This is a genomic window from Solwaraspora sp. WMMA2065 (assembly GCF_030345075.1).
GTDB lineage: Bacteria > Actinomycetota > Actinomycetes > Mycobacteriales > Micromonosporaceae > Micromonospora_E.
The window spans coordinates 5,814,966-5,834,976 of record NZ_CP128361.1 but is presented as its reverse complement, the minus strand read 5'-3'; the positions used below and the strand labels follow the sequence as shown (position 1 = coordinate 5,834,976).

Sequence of the window (20,011 nt, the reverse complement as noted above, 5' to 3'; positions counted from 1 at the left end):
TGTCGGTGGAAGGTTGTCGCTGGGCGGTCCGGAAAGGGGAGTCACCGGTTCGCTACACCACTACTCGGGTGGATCGGACCGGTGCCGCCTGGGTCGGTGCCGGCAGCGGGCGGGCGGTGGTCGGCACCGCCACGGCGGGCCGGGTTGGGCGGGATGTGACTGTGGCCGGAGCGAGGTGTGGTTCCTCGGCGGCGAGCCGTTTGCGCAGCGTGCCGAGCGCCCGGGAAGTCTGACTCTTCACCGTGCCCGGTGAGATGTTCAACAGCGCGGCGGTCTGGGCCTCGGAGAGGTCTTCGTAGTAGCGCAGTACCAGTACCGCACGTTGCCGGGCTGGCAACGCCTTGACATGGCGCCAGAGCACGTCCCGGTCCAGCTGCTGTTGGATGAGGTCCGGGCCGGCCCGTTCCGGCAGCGTCTCCGTGGGACGTTCACCGTGCCAGCGTCGACGCCACCAACTGGTCGCGGTGTTGACCAGCACCCGGCGGGCGTACGGCTCGACCGCCTCGATCTGGCCGAGCCGCTTCCAGGCCAGGTACGTCTTGGTCAGCGCGGTCTGCAGCAGGTCCTCGGCGGTCGCCCAGTCACCGGCGAGCAGATAGGCGGTACGCAGCAGCGCCCCGGAACGGGATGCGACGAACTCGCGGAAGTCCTCCTCCACGGAGTCCCTGGGCGTCATCGGCTACCTCCCCCGTCGCCGGACACGGTACGCCGGACAGGACGGTGTCGGGGTCGGACCGACCGGTGGCGGGGCCGGGCGGAGGGACGCAACCGCGACGCCGTCACGCTCCGTCTTCCGCCTTGGCGGCGGCTTCGTCCTTGCTCAACCGTGCCTCCACAGCCTGCGGCTCGTACATCTCCTCGACCACCCGGAGGTAGAGCTCGTTCGGGTTCGGCAGGTGCTTGACCTCGCGTAGCGCCTGCTCTTGGCCGGCCGACTCGAGAATGAACGTGCCGTAGTTGAGGAAGCGGCCGAGCGGTGACTGCTCGTACTTCATGTCGGTCACCCGCAGCAGCGGCATCATCGCCACGTTACGGGTGACGATGCCGTTCACCACCATCACCCGCTTGTTGGTGAGAATGAAGCGGTCGAACCACCAGTCGGCGATCTTCCAGCCGACCCAGCCGAGCACACCGAGCCAGAGCAGCACCGCCACCGTGGTCAGCCCACCGACGTCCTGCCCGGCGAGAAAGCCGGAGAGGTAGCCGAGGACGAAGGTCGCGACCACCCCGATCAGCAGTGGGGTGATCAGGTGGATCCAGTGCCGTTTCCACTCGCCCCGGTAGCGTTCGGTGGGGAAGAGGTACCGCGCGACCAGCGGGGTCGGCTCGTCCTCAAGTGGCAGCACCCGGCGCGGCTGCACCGGCATGCCGGAGGCGTCGACCTGCAGGCCGGCAAGCTCGTCGGCGGAGATGTCCGGCGGCGAGTAACTGATGATCGGCTCGTCGGGCACCTGGCGGGTGCCACCACCGGACCGGCCGCCGTAACCGGCGCTGCTGGCGTACGCCGGACCATCCGAGTACGCCGGACCATCCCCGTAGGACGGCCCCGCACCGAAGTGGGGGCCGTCCTCCGGATGGATCTGCGGAATCGGCTCGGTGTCGCGTTGACGGCGCCGGCGTGCGGCCTCGTCGTCAGCGTCGGGGGGCTCGGAGGGGTTGCCCATGGGCGACTAGGCCACGAGGCTGGTGAAGAAGTCGCCGAACCCTTGCGCTATGTCGACGATCCCGCCGCCCACCGACTTGAACACGTCGGCCGCCGAGTCAGGCCGGAACGCGACGAAGAAAATCAGGAACGCGATTCCGCCCCAGGTGAGGACCTTCTTGACCATTGCGGGCCATCCCCCTCCGTGTGGCGCGCCGCGACGCTCGTCCCGGCGTTACTAGAATATCAGCCCATCGTCCCACGGTGGTGTAGTTGATCGTGGGAAAAGGTGTTCACGCTTTCCCGTGCAGGTACGGCGACGGCGCGCCGTACACGATCCCGGCCGGCACCTCCTCGGACAGGTCGTGCAGGACGATCTCCTCGGCCAGCAGGTAGCCGGCGTTCGCCGGCCAGGCCACTGCGTACAGCCACAGGCCGCGCGCCTCGCCGACGTAGGCACAGCGGTCCGGCTCGGCCGGAATCGACCACAAGGGAGTCGGATGTCCACCAGCCCGCAACTTGGCGTGCGGACCGCCACCGCCCGGACCGCTACCGCCGGTGGATCGACGGTCACCGACCGCCGGCCGGTCACCGAGCACTCCGGCCAGCAACTGCCCGGGATCCGGGCCGGGTAGCCCGGCGAACCGGGTGCCCAGACCCACCCCGGGCTCCTCGGCCACCAGCACCAGATCTGCCGGCCCGCCGGAGACCGGAGCGGGGCCGCTGAACGCGGTGACCGTCGCCCGGACCGCCTCCCGGTCGTCGCCGACCCAGCCGACACCGGTCAACGTCCAGCCTGCCAGCAGCGGCCAGATCGCCCACAGTGGCACCGGCACGGCCGCACCCGGCCCGGCGGTGGCCAGCAGCCGGTGCGCCACACTCGCGACGATCTCGGCCCCGATGTGCTCGGCGACGTGCAGCGGGGGCACCGGCCCGCAACCGTCACAGCGGGACTCGGTGTGCATCAGGTCAGGCGGCCGCACCGGGCCTCCGCAGCGAGGACAGCTCACCATCACACCCACGCCACCCACGTTGCTCGCCGCGCCGCTCCCCCGTCAAGCGAACCGGCTTTTTCAGTCGTTCTTTCCCTCTGTCGCGGGTCGGTACGCCCACCTGGCCAGGACCTTCGCCGCTACCGCCCGAGTCCACCCGGCCTCAGCCCGGTCGACGCGGCTGCCGTCCGGCCCGTGCGCGGCTACCGCCGGGTCGGTGCCGGTGGCCCGGCGGGGTCCGGCGGTGGCCCGGCGTGCGCCTGGATCCACGCGTGCATCGCGATGCCGCTCGCCACGCCGGCGTTGATCGACCGGGTGGAACCGTACTGGGCGATCGAGAACAGCAGCTCGCAGCCGGCCCGGGCGTCGTCGGACAGACCGGGGCCCTCCTGTCCGAACAGCAGGACGCAGCGGCGCGGCAACCGTACCGTCTCGATCGGCCGGGAACCGGCCAAATTGTCGATCCCGACGACCGGCAGTCGGAGCCGACCTGCCCAGGCCAGCAGACCGGCGATGTCGGCGTGGTGGCGGACGTGCTGGTACCGGTCGGTGACCATGGCACCCCGGCGGTTCCACCGACGCCGCCCGACGATGTGCACCTCGGCGGCGAGAAAGGCGTTCGCGTTACGGACCACCGTGCCGATGTTCAGGTCGTGCTGCCAGTTCTCGATCGCCACATGGAACGAGTGCCGGCGCTGGTCGAGGTCGGCGACGATCGACTCGCGGCGCCAGTACCGGTAACGGTCGACGACGTTGCGGCGGTCCCCGGCGGCGAGCAGTTCGGGGTCGTAACGTGGGTCCGAGGGCCAGTCACCGGGCCACGGGCCGACGCCGATCTGCGCCACGTCGGCCCGGGCGTCGTCACTGACTCCGTCGCCGACCGGCGGACCCGACCGCGCTGCGCTCTGCCACTGTTCCACGCTCTGCAGAGCCTACGGACCCGTCACACCGGCACCGGGATGCGGGACGTCGCGCCCCAGGGGCGACCGGTGGGCCGGTGGCCGCGCGTCCCCGCGCTCCTGGACGGGCCTCGTTTCCGGGCCTGGACGCAATGAACGGCGGGGCCCTCCCCGGCACCCGCCGTCCACGCTCTGATGTCTTGAGATTCTGCCGGACCCACCCCGGCTCGGGAAGGGCAGGAGCGGAGACGGAAGTCACAGTTATCGTTTTGTTACGTTACAGTGAGTAGTCAAATCGAAGACCCAACCGATCCACCAGCGGCGGTGTTTGTCCTAGTCACCCCGCCACTTTTCGATGAAACCGGGCACCACCTGCAAGAACTGCTGGAAACGCTCCCATCACGATGAGTGACCGCGAGTTGGCGCGTTTCGCGAGGTATCGATCGGGAATGCCGTAGCACGCAGAGCGGTTTCCCACGGTAGACCGGGGAATCACGGCCCCACATCTGGCGATCGGAGACATCGATGGCAACCGCTGAGCTAACCGCCGAGAACTTCGACGAGGTAACCTCCGGCGACGGCATCGTCCTGGTTGATTTCTGGGCGAGTTGGTGCAAACCCTGCGTGCGGTTCGCGCCCGTCTACGAGCGCTCGTCCGAGAAGCACACCGACATCACCTTCGGCAAGGTGGACACCGAGGCGCAGCAGGCGCTCGCCGCCAAGTTCGACATCCGGTCAATCCCGACGATCATGGCCATCCGCGACGGCGTCGTCGTCTTCGCGCAGCCCGGCGCGCTCCCGGAGTCCGCATTGGAGTCGCTGATCGAGCAGGTCAGGGCGCTCGACATGGACGACGTTCGCAAGCAGCTGGCATCGCACAACCACTGACCGTGCACGGTCAGGGCGGGCTACCGGTCGCCGACCGCTGACCGGTAGCCCGCGACCGTGGCCGCCAGCACCTGGGCTCCCGGTCGCTGCCACACCAGCTCGTGGAACACCTCGACCTCCACCGGCCCGGTGTAGCCGGCCGCGTCCACCGCCGTGGCGAACCTGCCGAGGTCGATGCAGCCGGAGCCCGGCAGACCGCGTCCCAGCAGGACCCCCGCCGGCAGCGGGGTGATCCAGTCGGCGAGTTGGAAGCAGGCGATCCGACCGGCCCGACCGGCCCGCTCGATCTGCGCCCACACCTGGTCGTCCCACCACACGTGGTAGGTGTCGACCACCACGCCGACCGCCTCCGCCGGGTACGGCTCAGCGAGATCCAGCGCCTGGCCGAGCGTCGACACCACGCACCGGTCGGCGCAGAACATCGGATGCAACGGCTCGATCGCCAGGGTCACCCCGGCCTGCAACGCGTACGGAACCAGTCGGCCGACCGCGTCACCGACCCGGGCCCGGGCACCATCCAGATCTCGGCCGTCCTGGCCGCCCGAGACCAGCACGAGGACCGGGGCGCCGAGTTCGGCGGCCTCGTCGATGGCGCGCCGGTTGTCGTCGTACCAGTCGTCCGAGCCGAAAAAGCCGCCCCGGCACAGCGAGGTGACCGGCAGACCGGCACCCCGGCACAGTTCGGCGGTGCGGCGCAGTCCGTACGCGGCGGTCTCCTCGCGCCACAGGCCGACCCCGCGGACCCCGACGGCGACGCAGCCGGCGACCAGCTCCGGCAGCGGCCAGCGTCGGGTGGTCGCCGCGTTGAGCGCGAACCGGGGCGGCACCGGCCCGACACCGGCCGCCGGTACCTCGATCCCGGCGAACGGGTCACTCACCGGTCAGCTCCGGCACCTCGATCCGCCGGCCCTCCCGTGCCGACCGCAGGCCCAGTTCGGCGAGCTGCACCCCCCGCGCGCCGGCCCACAGGTCCCAGCCGTACGGGGCGTCCTCGACGACGTGCCGCAGGAAAAGCTCCCACTGCGCCTTGAACCCGTTGTCGAACTCCTCGTTGTCGGGCACCGTCTGCCACTGCGCGCGGAACTCCTCGGTGACCGGCAGGTCCGGGTTCCACACTGGTTTCGGCGTGGTCGAGCGGTGCTGGACCCGGCAGTCGCGCAACCCGGCGACCGCACTGCCCTCGGTGCCGTCCACCTGGAACTCCACCAGTTCGTCGCGGTACACCCGGACCGCCCAGGACGAGTTGATCTGGGCGATGATCCGGCCACCGTCGGGCCCCGGCCGGTCGATCTCGAAGATGCCGTACGCGGCGTCGTCCGCCGTGGCGTCGTACGGTTCGCCCGACTCGTCCCAGCGGCGGTCGACGTGAGTGGCCACCTGCGCGGTCACCGACGTCACCCGGCCGAAGATCTGCTCCAGCACGTAGTGCCAGTGCGGGAACATGTCCACGGTGATCCCGCCGCCGTCCGCCGCCCGGTAGTTCCACGACGGCCGCTGCGCGGACTGCCAGTCCCCCTCGAACACCCAGTAGCCGAATTCGCCGCGTACCGACAGGATCCGGCCGAAGAAGCCGCCCTTGACCAGCCGATCGAGCTTACGCAGGCCGGGCAGGAACAGCTTGTCCTGCACGACACCGTGCTTGATCCCGGCCGCGTCGGCGAGCCGGGCCAGGTCGACCGCACCGGCCAGATCCTCGGCGGTGGGCTTCTCGGTGTAGATGTGTTTGCCCGCCTCGATCGCCAGCCGCAGCGACTTCTCCCGCTGCGCGGTGACCTGCGCGTCGAAGTAGATCTGCAGGTCGGGGCGGGCCATCGCGGCGGCGAGATCGGTGGTCCACTCGGTGAGGCCGTGCCGGTCGGCGACTTCACGCAGCTTGTTCTCGTTCCGCCCGACCAGCACTGGTTCCGGCCACAGCCGGGTGCCGTCGGCCAGCAACAGTCCACCTTGGTCCCGGATGGCGAGCAAGGACCGGACCAGGTGCTGCCGGTATCCCATCCGACCGGTGACACCGTTGAGGATGATCCCGATGGTGGTGCGGGCCATGCCTCGCCTCCTTCGACTTGGTGGTGGTGGGAGTTCGTGCTAGCGAGCTGTGCTAGCGAGAAAGTTGGGCTGGCGGGAAGTGTCAGGTGTCCGGCGCAGGTCAGCGAGGCAGTGGGAACCCCTGAGGTAAGCGCTTTCCGGCGTACGCTACTGCCTCTCCACGGCGTTCGGCAAGGGCTTTCCCGGCTCACCGCCGGCCAGTCACGCTATCCTCACCGCAAGCATTCCGGGCCGCGCACAATGCCGCGAGCCTCCGGCCTGGCCGGCTCCCGCTCCGCTGCGGGAGCCCGGGAAAGGAGCGGGTCGTGGCCACACTGGCCGATGTCGCGAAGCGCGCCGGCGTGTCCCCGGCCACCGCCTCGCGGATCATCAACGGCAGCAGCAAACCGGTCACCGAAGCCCTGCGCGAGCGGGTACTGGCTGCGGTCGAGGAGCTGCAGTACGTCCCGAACGCCCACGCGCAGTCACTGGCCCGGTCGCACCGCAGCGCAATCGGCGTCATCGTGCACGACGTGTCCGACCCGTACTTCGCGGAGATCACCCGCGGCCTGCAACGGGTGGCGACCGAACACGGCCGGCTGGTGATCATCTGCAACAGCTACCGGGACCCGGACAAGGAACTGCAGTACGTCGAGCTGCTCCGCGCCCACCAGGTGGCGGCGATCGTCCTCGCCGGATCCGGCTACCACGACGAAGCGTTCACCGCGACGCTCGCCGGCAAGCTGCGGGTGTACGAGCGCACCGGCGGGCGGGTGGCGGTGATCGGCCGGCACGAGCATGCCGGCGACGCAGTGGTGCCGGACAACGAGATGGGCGGCTACCTGCTCGGCGCCGAGCTCCACTCCCTCGGGCACACCAACTTCGGGGTCGTCGCCGGGCCGAAGGCGCTGACCACCACCACCGACCGGCTCGCCGGGCTGCGTCGGGCCGCCCGCGAACACGGTCAGAAGCTGCCGGCCCGGCGGGTGGCGTACGCCGACTTCGACCGGGCCAGTGGCGCCGCCGCGGCGGCCAGCCTGCTGGATGCCGAGCCCGGACTGACCGCGATCGCGGCACTGAACGACTCGATGGCGATCGGCGTACTGGCGCTGCTGCGCTCCCGCGGCATCGTCGTGCCCGGCCAGTTCAGCGTGGTCGGCTTCGACGACATGCCGGTCGCCCGGGATGTCACCCCGGCGCTGACCACCGTACGGCTGCCGCTGGCCGAAATGGGCGCCCGGGCGATGACGCTGGCGCTGCAGTCGTCCGGCGGGGCACGCCCACCGCTCATCGAGGAGATCGGCGCCGAGCTCGTCCGCCGGGACAGCGCCGGGCCGCCCCGGACCGGTGGGAGCTGACCACCGCGGACCAGTGCGATCCGACCGGCACGGACCTGGGTGATCCGACCGGCACGGACCTGGGTGATCCGACCGGCCCGCCGACTTGCTCCGGCGTCGCACATATGTTCGAATGATGGCCATGCGTTGGGACACCTTGTCGGCTCCCCCCGACCAGCAGGTCCCTCCGGGGGCAGCGCCGGCGGCTCCACCCCTGCCGCTGGCGCTGCCCGAGGCCGTGCAGCGCACCTTCGACACGCCCGGCTTCGCCGGGATGACCTTCTACGAGATCCACGCCCGGTCGATCATCAACCGGGTACGCGGCTCCGGCCGCGTCCCGTTCGAGTGGACCGTCAACCCGTACCGCGGCTGCGGCCACGCCTGCACATACTGCTTCGCCCGAAACACCCACACCTACCTGGACCTCGACGCCGGCCTCGACTTCGACACGAAGATCGTCGTGAAGGTCAACGCCGCGGCGCTGCTCCGCCGGGAGCTGGCCGCCCCCGGCTGGTCGGGCGGGCCGATCGCGATGGGCACCAACGTCGACTGCTACCAGCGCGCCGAGGGACGCTACCGGCTGATGCCCGGAATCATCGACGCGCTGAGTGCCGCCGCCAATCCGTTCTCGATCCTCACCAAGGGCACGTTGATCCTGCGGGATCTGCCGCTGCTGCGCCGGGCCGCCCAGGTCACCCGGGTCAGCCTGGCCATGTCGGTCGGGTTCGTCGACGAGCCCCTGTGGCGGGCGGTCGAGCCCGGCGCGCCGAGCCCGTCCCGACGACTCGACACGGTCCGCGCGTTGACCGACGCCGGCTTCGACGTCGGGGTGCTGATGGCGCCGATCCTGCCCGGGCTGACCGACGACGCGGAGTCGATCGAGGCCACCGTCGGCGCGATCGCCCGGGCCGGCGCGGTCAGCGTCACCCCGCTGCCGCTGCATCTGCGCCCCGGCGCCCGCGAGTGGTACGCCGCCTGGCTTGGCCGGACCCGCCCCGATCTCGTCCCGCGTTATCGGGCGCTGTTCCGCTCCGGATCCTACCTGCCGCAGGCGTACCAGCGAGAGGTCGTGGGCCGGGTGCGGATGGCCGCCCGCCGGCACGGCCTGTCCCCGACCGGGCCGGGTGCCGCCCGCCGGATCGACGAGGCGGACGGCGTCACCGGGAACTAGGCTCGACGGGTGAGGACTCCGCAACAGATCCTGGCCGACGCGCGGACCATCGCCGTCGTCGGCGCGTCACGTGACCCGGCGAAGTCGGCGCACAGCGTGCCGGCGCAGCTCATCCGCTACGGCTGGCGGGTCATTCCGGTCAACCCGCACGTCGCCGAGATCTTCGGTCAGCCGACCTACCCGAGCCTCGCCGAGCTCGACGTACCGGTCGATCTGGTCAACGTCTTCCGGCCGGTACCGGAGGCCGTCGAGGTGGTACGTGCCGCGGTGCGGATCGGCGCCCCCGCCGTGTGGCTGCAGAGCGGGATCGCCTCGCCGGTCGCCCGCGACATCGCCGCCGCGGCCGGTATCGACTACGTCGAGGACCGGTGCACGGCCGTCGAACGAGCCCTCGGTGGCCTCACCCGGACCGGCTGACCCGATCAGCGGTACTCGGCCTCCCGGACGCTGTTGCCACCGTCGACGACGAGCATCTGGCCGGTGATGTAGGAGGCGGCCGGCGAGCAGAAGAAGGCGATGGCCGCGGCCACCTCGTCCGGGGTGCCGGGACGGCCGATCGGCGTACCCATGCCCTGCTTGAGCTCGGTGACCGTCGACGCGGCCGTGTAGATCGTGCCCGGTGCGACCGCGTTGACGGTCACGCCGTCGGCGACCATCTCCATCGCCAGCGCCCGGGTGAGCCCGACCACGCCGGCCTTCGCAGCCGCGTACCCCGCCTCGGTGGGCAGCGCGTTGACCGGCCCGGCGGTGGCTGCCAGGTTGACGATCCGACCCCAGCCACGCTCCGACATCCCACCGATGAAGGCCCGGCTGCACAGGAACGCGGTGGTGAGGTTACGGTCGATCTCCGCCCGCCACTCCTCGAAGGTGAGCTGGGCCACCGGCCGCAACACCTCCGGGCTTGCCCGACTGGCCAGCCCTGCGTTGTTGACCAGTACCTCCACGTCGCCCAACTGTTCGGACACCGCGTCCGCCAACGCGCCGACCTCGGCCTCGTCGGTCAGATCCGCGACGAACCCGGTCGCGCCGAGCTCCGCCGCCCGCTCGTGGATCCGCCGGGTGGTGGAGACGATCGCCACCCGGGCGCCGAGCTCGCCGAGCCGTCGGGCCGTGGCGAAACCGATCCCGTCCGAGCTGCCAGCACCGGTCACCAGTGCGACCCGGCCGTCAAGACGCAACGTGCCGAGCTCAGGTGCCGGCCCGGCCGCACCGTCCGGATCCGTCCCGGCCCGTTCCGGACCGGACGCGACGGCGGCCGAGCGCTGGTCCGACCCGGGGCGCAGGGTGGCGACCGGGGACGGGGGTGGGCCGGCGTCCTGTCCAGCGCTGCCGATCACGGCTCGTACGTCAGAAACCATGGACTGATCCTGCCCGCTTGCGCCGTCGCGGGCAACGACGCCGCCCATGAGCGGTTCGCCGGTACCGACTACTGTGATCGGGCGAACCCTCCCGCAGAGAGACCACCGCCGATGAGCCAACCCCAGCAGCCGGGCAACTGGAGCGATCCGTCCTGGCCGAGCCACCACTCGCCGGCCGGCTACCCGGCGACCGGCTACCCGCCTGCCGGGTACGCCGCGCCGGGCTACCCGTATCCGCCGCCCGCCCCGATGCCGATGAACGGCCGGGCGATCGCCGCGCTGGTCCTCGGCGTCCTCGGCATCGTCGGGCTGTGCGGCTACCTGGTGCCCGGGTTGATCGGCATCGTCGGCGCGCTGCTCGGGCACTCCGCCCGGCGTCAGATCCGCACCGCGGCCGAGCAGGGTCGTCCGGAGCAGGGCGACGGGATGGCACTGGCCGGGGTGATCACCGGCTGGATCGCCTTCGGTCTCGGGCTGGCCGGGGCGGTTCTCGTCACGATCGCGATCGCAGCCAGCATCAGCCAGAGCTAGCAGCAGCCGGGCCCACAGAAGGAGATCCGGGTGAAGGAGCCAGACGTCGGCGGCCAGATCCGCCCGCCAGCACCGCAGTCCCCGTCGGCCGGCGCCGGGCCGGCACCGGCCGACGGACAACCGCCACGCGGCGAGCTACCGCCGCCGGGCCAGTACCCGCCACCGGGCAATCCGGCCGGCGGGTACCCGTACGGCGGGTACCCGTACGGCTACGTCGCGCCGCAACCGACGAACAGCATGGCACTCGCGTCGTTCATCGTGTCGCTGGTCAGCCTGTTCAGCTGCCCGCTGCTCGGTGGGATCGCGGTCTACCTCGGGCGCCGGGGCCGCGACGAGATTCACCGGACCGGCCAGCAGGGCGACGGGCTCGCCCAGGCCGGCGTGATCATCGGCTGGTGCGGGGTCGGCTTCGGGGTGCTGATTGCACTGTTCACGGTGGTCTACTTCGGATTCATCATCACCATGCTCAACACCACGGCCGGCGTCTGAGCCTGGCGGCGGGCCGGCCGGGTAGCGGCGGGCCGGCCGGGGCCGGGCGGTGCCGGGGCGAGGTCCGGGTCAGGCCGGTGGACCGGCCTCCGGCGGCAGCGGCGGCGGCGACGTGCGGCTGCGGGTCCCGCCGAGTACGACCACCGCGACACCGACCAGCAGCAACCCGAGCCCGGGCAACGTGGCGGTACGGGGCACCTGGCCCAACCACAGCCAGGCAATCAGCGCGGCACCGGGCACCTCCAGCAGGATGAGCACACTGACGGTGGTCGCGGGGATCTTGTGCAGGGCGTAGCTGAACATCGAATGGCCGAGCAGCTGGGCACCGACCACCAGGCCGAGGACCGCCAACCAGGCCGAGCCCGGGAATCCGGTCAGTTGGATCCCGCCGGCCAGGCAGACGACGAGCAGCACGCCCGCGCAGACGCCGTAGCAGATCGTGGTGTACGTGGTGGTACTGATCGTCTGCCGGGCCTGCTCGCCGAGCGCGGTGTAGCAGGCGGCGAAGACCGCCCCGGCCAGGGCCAGCAGGTCACCGAGGACAGCCTGCGCGTCGAATCCGACATCGGCGCCGGTGGCGAGCACCGCGCCGAGCACCGCGAGACCGATCCCGCCCCAGGTGACCAGCGGCAGTCGCCGGCCCTGAGCCAGGGCGATCAGGCCCTGCCAGACCGGCTGGGTGGCGACCAGCGCGGTGGCGGTCGCCACCGAGGTGAGCTGTGCACTCGGCATCCAGGTGCCGAAATGCGCGGCGAGCGCGACACCGGCCAGCGCACTCCAGCCGGCCTGGCTACGGCCGCCCGGTTGGGCCAGCAGCCGCAGCTCAGGCCGACGCCGGGCCAGTACGAAGGGCGCGACCGCACCGGTGGCCAGCACGTTGCGCCAGAAGGCGACGGCGAGGGCGGGCGCGGCGGCGAACGCGATCAGCGGCGCCGAGGTGGACACGGCGAGTACGGCGATCGCGGTGGCACCGGTGGCGAGCAGTTCACCCCGGCCGCCCGGACCGGAGGGGTGGGCACCGGAGGACACGGGATCTGATCCTCACAGACTACCGACCGGGTCCGTGCACCGGGACCGCGTCGACGGGCCGGCAACAGACCGTCGACAGGCCAGGGCGTCATCTGCGAGCCGGCTGCGGCGCGACACCGCGCTGGGACTACGGCAGGATGGTCGGCATGCCCGACCCAGCAGAGACCGGCGAGGCCGCCCCACTGGTGGACGAGGCCGGCAAGAAGGCCGCGGTCGCGTGGGTCTCGGTCGACGGCGCGCCCGCCCGGGCCCTGTGGTGCGTGCCGGCCGACGGTTCGCTGCACGTGGTGACCGGTACCGGCGAACAGGCCGCCGCCGGGCTGGCGGCCGGCGTACCGGCGACGGTGACCCTGCGGGGCGATCACGGCGGCCGGATCGTGTCCTGGCCCGCTGAGGTGACGCTGATCGAGCCGGCCGACCCTGACTGGGAGTCGATCGCGGCCCAGGTTGCCGCCAAACGGCTGAACGCCCCGGGCAGCCCGGCCGACCTGGTGCGCCGGTGGGCCGACGAGTGTCAGCTGTACCGCCTGACCCCGGCCGGGCCGCCGGTGGCGGCCGGCGCGTCACTGCCGGACGGATCGCTCGCCGCGCCGCCCCGCCCCAGCACGGTCACCCGGCCGACCCGTCGTCCATTCCGCCTGCACCGGGTCCGCCGGCGCTGAAGCGCGCCGGGCCTGCGCCGGGCCGCGATCCGGACAACCGGGCGACCCACGCCGGGTCGAGGGTCAGCCGACAAACGGCGGTACGGCGATCTGCCCGCTGGCGACCGGCACCACCTGACCGGCGACGGTGGCGCTCCGCGCCCGGCCCCCCAGCGCGGTCACCGTACAGTCCAACGTCGAAGGACGGCCGAGCTCGACCCCCTGCCGGACGAGATAGCGTGACTGGCCGTTGGCCGGCAGCAGACCGCTGCCCACCGCCCAGACGCCGAGGCCGAGCGCGGCGGACCCGGTAGCCGGGTCCTCGGTCACCCCGGCTCCCGGGCAGAAGACCCGGCAGTGCGCCGTCGGCTGCTCCGGCTCCCCCGCCGGGAAACCGGGCGCGGGTCCGGCCGGGGAACCGGCAGTGGAGCCGGCCGGGGAACCGGCAGTGGAGCCGGCCGCAGCCCAGGTCAGCACGCTGACCATCCCGACGCCGCCCCGGGCCGCGGCCGCCGGGTCCAGCCTGGCCCGGGGCAGAGCGTCGGGACGTACGCACAGGTAGTCGAACTCCAGACCGCAGCCGGCGCGGCGGGGCGCCGGACCGGTGTGGTCCTGCGCGGTCAGGCCGACCGCGGCCAGCAGCGGGGCCGGGTCCACCGGCGCCCCGAGAGTCGGTTCGCCACCGCGCAGTGTGGCGTACCCGTGCTCGGTCAGCTCGACCGGCAGCAACCCGGCACCGCACTGCTGGATCACCGTCCCCGCCCTCACCAGGCCTCGCCGGCCGGCAGTGACCGCCGCGCCGACGCTCGGATGCCCGGCGAACGGTAGTTCTTTCTCCGGTGTGAAGATCCTCACCCGGTAGCTGGCGTCCGGGGTGCCGGGCGGTAGGACGAACACCGTCTCGGACAGGTTGAACTCCCGCGCGACCGCCTGCATCTGGTCGACGGCCAGCGCATCGGCACCGAACACCACGGCGAGCGGATTCCCGGTGAACGGCCGGTCGGTGAAGACGTCGACGATCTCGTACCCGAGGCTGGACATGAAACAAACCCTACGGCCCGTACGCTGTGGCCGTGACTACGGCGACCAGGGTGTACGTCGCCCGGCTTGCCGGGCTCGCCGTTTTCGACCCCAACGGCGACCAGGTCGGGCGGGTCCGGGACGCGGTGGTACGGCTGCGGACCACCAACCGGCCACCTCAGGTGGTCGGACTGGTGGCGGAGATGCCGATGCGTCGGCGGATCTTCCTGCCGATGGGCCGGGTCACCGCGATCGACCCGGAGTCGGTGCTGCTCAGCACCGGCACCCTCAACCTGCGGCGGTTCGAGAAGCGGCCGAACGAGTTGCTGGTGCTGGAAGACCTGCTGGACCGGCGGGTCCGCTTCGACCCGGAGGATCAGCCCGGCTCGGTGGTGGACGTCGCGATGGAGGCGAACCGGGTCGGCGAGTGGTCGTTGACCCGGGTCGCGGTCCGGGAGATCACCGGGCGGTTGACCCGACGCGGTCACCTGCACCAGCTCGACTGGCACCGGGTGCGCGGGCTGATCGGGCTACCGGACACCCAGGGCACGGCCGGGCTGCTTGCCGTACTCGACCAGATGCGCGCGGCGGACCTGGCGAACGCCCTGCAGGATCTGCCGGACAGTCGGCGGCAGGAGATCGCCGCGGCGCTGGACGACGAACGGCTCGCCGACGTGCTGGAGGAGCTGCCCGAACACGACCAGGTGTCGATCCTGACCGCCCTGGACCGGGAACGCGCCGCGGACGTACTGGAGGAGATGGATCCGGATGACGCGGCCGACCTGTTGGCCGAGTTGCCGCCGCCGGAGCAGGACGTGCTGCTGGACCTGATGGAGCCGGACGAAGCGGACTCGGTACGCCAGTTGCTGCAGTACCAGGCGGGCACCGCCGGTAGCGTGATGACCTCCGAGCCGGTCATCCTGACCCCGGACGCCACGGTTGCCGAGGCGCTGGCCCGGATTCGGGAGCCGCAGCTGCCGCCGGCGATCGCCGCCCAGGTCTTCGTGGCGCGGGCGCCGATGGCCACCCCGACCGGTAAGTACCTGGGTGTGGTGCACTTCCAGCGGCTGCTGCGGGAGCCGCCGGCGGAGCTGCTGGGTGGAGTCGTGGACAGCGGCATCGACCCGTTGCAGCCGGAAACCCCGCTGTTGGAGATCACCCGCCGGATGGCCACCTACGACCTGGTCGCGATGCCGGTGGTCGATCCGGCGAACCGGCTGGTCGGCGCGGTGACCGTGGACGACGTGCTGGACCACTCGCTGCCGCCGGACTGGCGGGACCGGGACACACCGCTGGAGGGTGGGGACGGGCATGGCTGACCTGCGCCGGAGCACCGGCCGGCTGGACCAGCCTCGCGAACCGGGACGGATCTCGCTGCCCCGCTACGACCCGGAGGCGTTCGGGCAGTGGGCCGAGGCGATCGCCCGGTTCATGGGTACCGCACGGTTCCTCGTCTACATGACCGTGGCGGTGGTCAGCTGGATCGCGTGGAACACCCTCGCCCCGGTGAGTCTGCGCTTCGACCCGTACACCTTTACGTTCCTGACCCTGTTGCTGTCGGTGCAGGCGTCGTACGCGGCGCCGCTGATCCTGCTCGCGCAGAACCGGCAGGCGGACCGGGACCGGCTCTCCCTGGATGAGGACCGGCGGCGGGCGGCGATGCAGAAGGCGGACACCGAGTACCTGGCCCGCGAGATCGCGTCGCTGCGGGTGGCGGTCAGTGAGGTGGCCACCCGGGACTTCCTGCGGTCGGAGCTGAGCCGGCTGGCCGAGGAGCTCGACGAGCAGGCCTACCGCCGGCACCGGCTGGAGCGCCGCCCGGTGGAAGGACCTCAGCCGCCGGAGAGCCGACCGAACCAGCCGGACGCCCGACCGGACCAGCCGGGCGGGACCGCGGCCACCGGACAGTGAGCGGCGGTGACCTGCACACCCGACGTAGCATGGCGGGCATGTCCGCACCGACCAGCACCGTCAACGATGCCATCAACGCCGCACTGGCCACGGTCAACGACCCGGAGATCCGCCGCCCCATCACCGAGCTCGGCATGGTGCGCTCCGCGACGGTCGACGCCGCCGGCCGGGTACGGGTCGAGCTGCTGCTGACGGTCGCCGGCTGCCCGTTGAAGGACAAACTTCGCACCGACATCACCGAGGCGGTGACCCGGGTGCCCGGGATCACCGGGGTGGACGTCGACTTCGGTGTGATGAGCCCGGAGCAGCGCAAGTCGCTACAGGAGCAGCTGCGCGGCGGTTCCGCCGGCGCCGAGCCGGTCATCCCGTTCGCCCAGCCCGGGTCCCGCACCCGGGTGTACGCGGTGGCCAGCGGCAAGGGCGGGGTCGGCAAGTCCAGCGTGACGGTGAACCTGGCGGCCGCGCTCGCCGCGCGCGGGCTGTCGGTCGGAGTGATCGACGCCGACATCTACGGACATTCGGTGCCCCGGATGCTCGGTGCAGAGGGACGGCCGACCCGGGTCGAGGAAATGATCATGCCTCCGCAGTCACACGGCGTGAAGGTCATCTCGATCGGCATGTTCACCGCCGGCAACGCGGCGGTGGTCTGGCGTGGGCCGATGCTGCACCGGGCGCTGCAGCAGTTCCTCGCCGACGTCTACTGGGGCGACCTGGACGTACTGCTGCTGGACCTGCCGCCGGGCACCGGTGACGTGGCGATCTCCCTGGCCCAGCTGCTGCCCAACGCCGAGATCCTGGTGGTGACCACGCCGCAGGCAGCCGCCGCCGAGGTGGCCGAACGGGCCGGTGCCATCGCTCTGCAGACCCACCAGCGGCTGGTCGGCGTGGTGGAGAACATGTCCTGGCTGGAGCTGCCCACCGGGGAACGGATGGAGATCTTCGGCAGCGGCGGCGGCGGCAGTGTCGCCGAGTCGCTGACCCGCACCGTCGGCGCCCAGGTGCCGCTGCTCGGCCAGATTCCGCTGGACACCCGGGTAAGGGAGACCGGTGACCGCGGCACTCCGATCGTGCTGGCCGACCCGCAGGCACCAGCGGCCCGGGCGCTCGACGCGGTCGCCGACCGCCTCGCGGTCCGCCGCGAGTCGCTGCTGGGCAAGCCCCTGGGCCTGCGACCGTCCGCCGGCTGACCGTCAGGTGGCGTCCGGCTGACGACCGTCAGGTGGCGTCGACGTCCAACGGCTTGGCCGAGACGGCGGCCGGACTGGTCCCGGCGGCCAGGCTGGTATCGGCCGCCGGGCTGGTCGTGGCAGGTGAGCCGGTCGTGGCAGCCGACCTGCGGGCGCCACCGGTCACCGTCGTCGGCTTGACGGCGGACTTCAGATCGGCCGCGTCGGCGACCTCACGCAGCTCGTCGCGGACCCCGCTGACGTCGGAACGCAGGTCGTCGTAGACACCCTGTAACGGCTTGCGCAGCGCGGCCTCGTCCTCCTCGCTGAGCAGGTGCTTGCGGATGAACGCCTTGGGGTGCAGGTCCTCGAGCTGGATGTCGGTGCCCAGTTCGCGGCCGAGGTCCGAGGTGGCGTTGCGGGCCATGTTGCGCAGGTTGCGCAGCATCCGCAGGCCGTCGGAGATGACCTGCGGCAACCGGTCACCGAAGATCAGCAAAGCGAGCAGCAGGAGCAGACCGATCTCCCACCAGTTCAGGTTGTCGAACATGCTCCGGGCCTCCCTGTGCCGCCGTCGAAGGCAAGGGTACGCACGTCACCAGCCGGTCCGGGAGGGCCGACCGGGTGTTACTTGGCGTCGGCGGCCAAGGTCACCGAGGCCGACCGGGCCTCGCTGCCCCGACGGTAGTCGACCGTCACGACCGACCCGGGAGCGTACTTGCGCACCAACGCGATCAGGTCGGTCGCCTGGTCCAGGGGCCGACCGTCGATCCGCAGCACCACGTCCCCGGCTTGCAGGCCGGCTGCCTCCGCCGGCCCGCCGTCGACCACCTCACTGAGCCGGACACCGGCACCGGGGGTACGGGCGGCATCGGTGACCTGGGCGCCGAAGATCGTCCGTCGGGCCGTACCGGTGTCGATGATCTCCTGGGTGATCCGCTTCGCGTGGTTGATCGGGATGGCGAAGGCGAGACCGATGTTGCCGGCCGTCTCCTCGTCGGCGGCCAGCGACTTGATCACCGAGTTGACGCCGATCACCCGGCCGGCGGCGTCGACCAGCGGACCGCCCGAGTTGCCCTGGTTCACCGCCGCGTCGGTCTGGATCGCCGCGTAGTAGCGCACCTGGCCGCCGGGCTCGCCGGCCTGGATGGTGCGGTCGAGGGCGCTGACGATCCCCGAGGTGACCGTGTTGGTCAGGGCGAGCGGCGAGCCGAAGGCCAGCACCGGATCGCCGACCGCGATCGCCTCGGAGTCGCCGAACTCGACCGGCGTCAGCCCGGTCCGGTCGACCTTGATCACCGCCACGTCCGACTCCGGCTCCTGACCGACGATCGACGCTCGCGCGGTGGAGCCGTCGTTGAACAGCACCGTCGCCTCCTCCGCTCCCACCCCGACCACGTGGTCGTTGGTGATCACGTAGCCGTCGGCGGTGGCGACGAAGCCGGAGCCGACGCTCTGCCCGGACGGCCCGCTCACCTGCACGGTCACCACGCTCGGCAGGACCCGCTGGGCCACCCCGGCCAGCGAGTCGGCCGGACGCTGCACCGCCCCGGGCGGATCGGCCGGCGAGCCGCCGAGCACGGTGCCGGCTCCGGCGACGCCGCCGCGCACCGCGAAGGCAAACCCGAGGGCACCGCCGAGGCTTCCGGCGAGCAGCGCGGCGATCACCGACACCACCACGTACGGCGTGAACCCACGGCGTACCGCCGGCGCTGGTTCGACGACCGGCTCCGGACCCTCGCCGGTGCCGGCGGCGCCCGGCGGGACGTCAACCACCACCGCGGCCGGTGCGTACGGATCACGCCAGGGATCCCGCAGCGCGTCCGACCACCACGGCGAATGCTGCGCCGACGGGCCGTACGACAGCGCACCGGCCGACGGTCGGTGCACCGGAACCGACGCACCGTACGACGGTGGGTAAGGCGGCGGACCGGCCACCGGCGGGTACGGCGGAGCCGGTGCGGGGCCGTACGGCCCGGCCCACCCGCCGACCGGCGGCTGGTGCCCCGGCGGTGCGATCCCGTCGGCCTGGCGCCAGTTTCCGCCGTCGGTCACGGTTGCCTCCCAGTCCATCCCCCAGCGCGACGGCACCGGTCGGATCGGTGACATCGCTCCGCGTCCAGGATTGCACGGATAATCGAAGAACATTCAGCGGTCACCGAACAGCGGTCTGCCCCGGTGCCCGCCCAGCCGGTCGACCAGCGGCGCTCTAGGCTCGTACCGGCAACCGCCGCCCGACCCTTCGCTGGAGGTGCGCCATCCACCCGGTCACCCGACCCCCTGCCTGGACGGCGCCCCAGGCCCTCCAGTTCGTCACCGGGTACGCCGCCGAGGACCTGGTGCTGCGTACCGCCCGTAGCCTGGCCGAGGAGGTCGGGCTGCGCCCGGTCTCGCCGGACGCTGGCGCGACGCTGCGGCTGCTCGCCGCTGCCGGTAACGCGCGCGCCGTCGTCGAGATCGGCACCGGGACCGGGGTGAGTGGCGTCTGGCTGCTGCGCGGGATGCGCCCTGACGGGGTGCTGACCACGATCGACGTGGAGAACGAGCACCAGCGGATGGCTCGGCGGATCTTTGTCGAGGCCGGCTACCCGACGTCGCGGACCCGGATCATCACCGGCCGGGCGCTCGATGTGCTCCCCCGGCTGGCCGACTCGGTGTACGACATGATCTTCGTCGACGGCGACAGCGCCGAGTTCGGCGCGATCGTCGACGCGGCGCTGCGGCTGCTGCGCCCCGGCGGCATCCTGGCGGTACACGGGGCGCTGGCCGGTGGCCGAATCGGCGACCCGGCGGCGCGCGACCCCGACACGGTCGCCATCCGTGAACTGGTCAAGTCGATCCGGGAAGCCGAGGAGTGGGTGCCGGCGCTGCTGCCGGCCGGCGACGGGCTGCTGGCGGCGGTACGGCGCTGACCT

At 71.9% G+C, this 20,011-nt stretch carries 23 protein-coding genes; 11 read left to right on the top strand and 12 right to left on the bottom strand.

What is annotated here, in order from left to right; all coding sequences use genetic code 11:
* Nucleotides 1-52: 52 nt before the first annotated feature.
* The 5 genes from O7610_RS26580 to O7610_RS26560 all read right to left on the bottom strand — a co-directional run bounded on the left by O7610_RS26580 (nucleotide 53) and on the right by O7610_RS26560 (nucleotide 3,479).
* Nucleotides 53-676 carry a SigE family RNA polymerase sigma factor gene (locus O7610_RS26580; RefSeq protein WP_281553100.1) on the bottom strand — a complete coding sequence of 208 codons (624 nt, stop codon included), beginning with the start codon at nucleotides 674-676 and terminating at the stop codon, nucleotides 53-55.
* A gap of 103 nt (nucleotides 677-779) precedes the next feature.
* Nucleotides 780-1,664: a PH domain-containing protein gene (locus O7610_RS26575; RefSeq protein WP_281553099.1), complete on the bottom strand. Its 885-nt coding sequence runs from the start codon at nucleotides 1,662-1,664 to the stop codon at nucleotides 780-782.
* Between the two features lie 6 nt (nucleotides 1,665-1,670).
* Nucleotides 1,671-1,829 (bottom strand): hypothetical protein, encoded by a 159-nt coding sequence (locus O7610_RS26570; RefSeq protein ID WP_199757972.1) that lies wholly within the window; start codon nucleotides 1,827-1,829, stop codon nucleotides 1,671-1,673.
* A 106-nt stretch (nucleotides 1,830-1,935) separates the two neighbouring features.
* Nucleotides 1,936-2,655, bottom strand: a complete 720-nt coding sequence (locus tag O7610_RS26565; RefSeq protein WP_348650014.1) for a DUF6758 family protein — start codon at nucleotides 2,653-2,655, stop codon at nucleotides 1,936-1,938.
* Between the two features lie 182 nt (nucleotides 2,656-2,837).
* Nucleotides 2,838-3,479: a TrmH family RNA methyltransferase gene (locus tag O7610_RS26560; protein ID WP_281555409.1), complete on the bottom strand. Its 642-nt coding sequence runs from the start codon at nucleotides 3,477-3,479 to the stop codon at nucleotides 2,838-2,840.
* Nucleotides 3,480-4,058: 579 nt separating this feature from the next.
* Here O7610_RS26560 and trxA point away from each other — a divergent pair.
* A complete protein-coding gene (gene trxA / locus O7610_RS26555; protein WP_281553098.1) occupies nucleotides 4,059-4,421 on the top strand; it encodes a thioredoxin in 363 nt (120 codons plus the stop codon).
* Between the two features lie 20 nt (nucleotides 4,422-4,441).
* On the opposite strand, the gene O7610_RS26550 is transcribed toward trxA, so the two are convergent.
* The gene (locus O7610_RS26550; RefSeq protein ID WP_281553097.1) at nucleotides 4,442-5,299 is read right to left on the bottom strand and encodes a sugar phosphate isomerase/epimerase family protein; all 858 of its coding nucleotides are present in this window, start codon (nucleotides 5,297-5,299) and stop codon (nucleotides 4,442-4,444) included.
* Nucleotides 5,292-6,464 carry a Gfo/Idh/MocA family protein gene (locus tag O7610_RS26545; RefSeq protein ID WP_281553096.1) on the bottom strand — a complete coding sequence of 391 codons (1,173 nt, stop codon included), beginning with the start codon at nucleotides 6,462-6,464 and terminating at the stop codon, nucleotides 5,292-5,294. The genes O7610_RS26550 and O7610_RS26545 overlap by 8 nt, the downstream gene beginning before the upstream one ends.
* 305 nt (nucleotides 6,465-6,769) lie before the next feature.
* On the opposite strand from O7610_RS26545, the gene O7610_RS26540 reads away from it, so the two are divergent.
* The 3 genes from O7610_RS26540 (at nucleotide 6,770) to O7610_RS26530 (ending at nucleotide 9,368) form a co-directional block, all read left to right on the top strand.
* A complete protein-coding gene (locus O7610_RS26540; protein WP_281553095.1) occupies nucleotides 6,770-7,801 on the top strand; it encodes a LacI family DNA-binding transcriptional regulator in 1,032 nt (343 codons plus the stop codon).
* A 121-nt stretch (nucleotides 7,802-7,922) separates the two neighbouring features.
* Nucleotides 7,923-8,951 carry an Rv2578c family radical SAM protein gene (locus tag O7610_RS26535; protein ID WP_348650015.1) on the top strand — a complete coding sequence of 343 codons (1,029 nt, stop codon included), beginning with the start codon at nucleotides 7,923-7,925 and terminating at the stop codon, nucleotides 8,949-8,951.
* Nucleotides 8,952-8,960: 9 nt separating this feature from the next.
* A complete protein-coding gene (locus O7610_RS26530; protein ID WP_281553094.1) occupies nucleotides 8,961-9,368 on the top strand; it encodes a CoA-binding protein in 408 nt (135 codons plus the stop codon).
* Between the two features lie 5 nt (nucleotides 9,369-9,373).
* Here O7610_RS26530 and O7610_RS26525 read toward each other — a convergent pair whose 3' ends face one another.
* Entirely contained in the window at nucleotides 9,374-10,309 is a 936-nt protein-coding gene (locus O7610_RS26525; RefSeq protein ID WP_281553093.1) for an SDR family NAD(P)-dependent oxidoreductase, read from the bottom strand.
* 111 nt (nucleotides 10,310-10,420) lie between these two features.
* Between O7610_RS26525 and O7610_RS26520 the strand changes: the two genes are divergently transcribed.
* Together O7610_RS26520 and O7610_RS26515 are read left to right on the top strand one after the other, a co-directional pair.
* On the top strand, nucleotides 10,421-10,840 hold the full coding sequence (locus O7610_RS26520) for a DUF4190 domain-containing protein (RefSeq protein WP_289212113.1): 420 nt from the start codon (nucleotides 10,421-10,423) through the stop codon (nucleotides 10,838-10,840).
* Between the two features lie 30 nt (nucleotides 10,841-10,870).
* Nucleotides 10,871-11,329: a DUF4190 domain-containing protein gene (locus tag O7610_RS26515; protein WP_281553091.1), complete on the top strand. Its 459-nt coding sequence runs from the start codon at nucleotides 10,871-10,873 to the stop codon at nucleotides 11,327-11,329.
* A gap of 69 nt (nucleotides 11,330-11,398) precedes the next feature.
* Here the strand turns inward: O7610_RS26515 and O7610_RS26510 are convergent, their stop codons facing one another.
* Entirely contained in the window at nucleotides 11,399-12,358 is a 960-nt protein-coding gene (locus O7610_RS26510) for a DMT family transporter (protein ID WP_289212112.1), read from the bottom strand.
* 146 nt (nucleotides 12,359-12,504) lie between these two features.
* Here O7610_RS26510 and O7610_RS26505 point away from each other — a divergent pair, with 146 nt between their 5' ends.
* Complete coding sequence (locus O7610_RS26505; RefSeq protein WP_281553089.1) at nucleotides 12,505-13,020, top strand: hypothetical protein; 516 nt, start codon at nucleotides 12,505-12,507, stop codon at nucleotides 13,018-13,020.
* 63 nt (nucleotides 13,021-13,083) lie between these two features.
* On the opposite strand, the gene O7610_RS26500 is transcribed toward O7610_RS26505, so the two are convergent.
* Nucleotides 13,084-14,040, bottom strand: coding sequence for a PhzF family phenazine biosynthesis protein (locus O7610_RS26500; RefSeq protein WP_281553088.1), 957 nt, complete (start codon nucleotides 14,038-14,040; stop codon nucleotides 13,084-13,086).
* 32 nt (nucleotides 14,041-14,072) lie between these two features.
* On the opposite strand from O7610_RS26500, the gene O7610_RS26495 reads away from it, so the two are divergent.
* Genes O7610_RS26495 through O7610_RS26485 form a run of 3 tightly spaced genes read left to right on the top strand, consistent with a single transcriptional unit; the run spans nucleotide 14,073 to nucleotide 17,117 of the window.
* Nucleotides 14,073-15,338, top strand: a complete 1,266-nt coding sequence (locus tag O7610_RS26495) for a magnesium transporter MgtE N-terminal domain-containing protein (protein ID WP_281553087.1) — start codon at nucleotides 14,073-14,075, stop codon at nucleotides 15,336-15,338.
* On the top strand, nucleotides 15,331-15,930 hold the full coding sequence (locus O7610_RS26490; RefSeq protein ID WP_281553086.1) for a DUF1003 domain-containing protein: 600 nt from the start codon (nucleotides 15,331-15,333) through the stop codon (nucleotides 15,928-15,930). The genes O7610_RS26495 and O7610_RS26490 overlap by 8 nt, the downstream gene beginning before the upstream one ends.
* Nucleotides 15,931-15,968: 38 nt before the next feature.
* Nucleotides 15,969-17,117 carry an Mrp/NBP35 family ATP-binding protein gene (locus O7610_RS26485; RefSeq protein ID WP_281553085.1) on the top strand — a complete coding sequence of 383 codons (1,149 nt, stop codon included), beginning with the start codon at nucleotides 15,969-15,971 and terminating at the stop codon, nucleotides 17,115-17,117.
* Between the two features lie 28 nt (nucleotides 17,118-17,145).
* On the opposite strand, the gene O7610_RS26480 is transcribed toward O7610_RS26485, so the two are convergent.
* Both O7610_RS26480 and O7610_RS26475 read right to left on the bottom strand, forming a co-directional pair.
* A complete protein-coding gene (locus O7610_RS26480) occupies nucleotides 17,146-17,646 on the bottom strand; it encodes a twin-arginine translocase TatA/TatE family subunit (RefSeq protein WP_475048883.1) in 501 nt (166 codons plus the stop codon).
* Nucleotides 17,647-17,723: 77 nt separating this feature from the next.
* The gene (locus O7610_RS26475; RefSeq protein ID WP_502959059.1) at nucleotides 17,724-19,151 is read right to left on the bottom strand and encodes a S1C family serine protease; all 1,428 of its coding nucleotides are present in this window, start codon (nucleotides 19,149-19,151) and stop codon (nucleotides 17,724-17,726) included.
* Nucleotides 19,152-19,435: 284 nt separating this feature from the next.
* Here O7610_RS26475 and O7610_RS26470 point away from each other — a divergent pair, with 284 nt between their 5' ends.
* Nucleotides 19,436-20,008, top strand: coding sequence for an O-methyltransferase (locus tag O7610_RS26470; RefSeq protein ID WP_281553083.1), 573 nt, complete (start codon nucleotides 19,436-19,438; stop codon nucleotides 20,006-20,008).
* Nucleotides 20,009-20,011: the final 3 nt, after the last annotated feature.

Excerpts from the sequence above, each read along its gene's own strand:
- O7610_RS26580 (WP_281553100.1), bottom strand. The coding sequence starts at position 676 with ATGACGCCCAGGGACTCCGTGGAGGAGGACTTCCGCGAGTTCGTCGCA.
- O7610_RS26575 (WP_281553099.1), bottom strand. The coding sequence starts at position 1,664 with ATGGGCAACCCCTCCGAGCCCCCCGACGCTGACGACGAGGCCGCACGC.
- O7610_RS26570 (WP_199757972.1), bottom strand. The coding sequence starts at position 1,829 with ATGGTCAAGAAGGTCCTCACCTGGGGCGGAATCGCGTTCCTGATTTTC.
- O7610_RS26565 (WP_348650014.1), bottom strand. The coding sequence starts at position 2,655 with ATGGTGAGCTGTCCTCGCTGCGGAGGCCCGGTGCGGCCGCCTGACCTG.
- trxA (WP_281553098.1), top strand. The coding sequence starts at position 4,059 with ATGGCAACCGCTGAGCTAACCGCCGAGAACTTCGACGAGGTAACCTCC.
- O7610_RS26545 (WP_281553096.1), bottom strand. The coding sequence starts at position 6,464 with ATGGCCCGCACCACCATCGGGATCATCCTCAACGGTGTCACCGGTCGG.
- O7610_RS26535 (WP_348650015.1), top strand. The coding sequence starts at position 7,923 with ATGCGTTGGGACACCTTGTCGGCTCCCCCCGACCAGCAGGTCCCTCCG.
- O7610_RS26525 (WP_281553093.1), bottom strand. The coding sequence starts at position 10,309 with ATGGTTTCTGACGTACGAGCCGTGATCGGCAGCGCTGGACAGGACGCC.
- O7610_RS26520 (WP_289212113.1), top strand. The coding sequence starts at position 10,421 with ATGAGCCAACCCCAGCAGCCGGGCAACTGGAGCGATCCGTCCTGGCCG.
- O7610_RS26505 (WP_281553089.1), top strand. The coding sequence starts at position 12,505 with ATGCCCGACCCAGCAGAGACCGGCGAGGCCGCCCCACTGGTGGACGAG.
- O7610_RS26500 (WP_281553088.1), bottom strand. The coding sequence starts at position 14,040 with ATGTCCAGCCTCGGGTACGAGATCGTCGACGTCTTCACCGACCGGCCG.
- O7610_RS26490 (WP_281553086.1), top strand. The coding sequence starts at position 15,331 with ATGGCTGACCTGCGCCGGAGCACCGGCCGGCTGGACCAGCCTCGCGAA.
- O7610_RS26485 (WP_281553085.1), top strand. The coding sequence starts at position 15,969 with ATGTCCGCACCGACCAGCACCGTCAACGATGCCATCAACGCCGCACTG.
- O7610_RS26480 (WP_475048883.1), bottom strand. The coding sequence starts at position 17,646 with ATGTTCGACAACCTGAACTGGTGGGAGATCGGTCTGCTCCTGCTGCTC.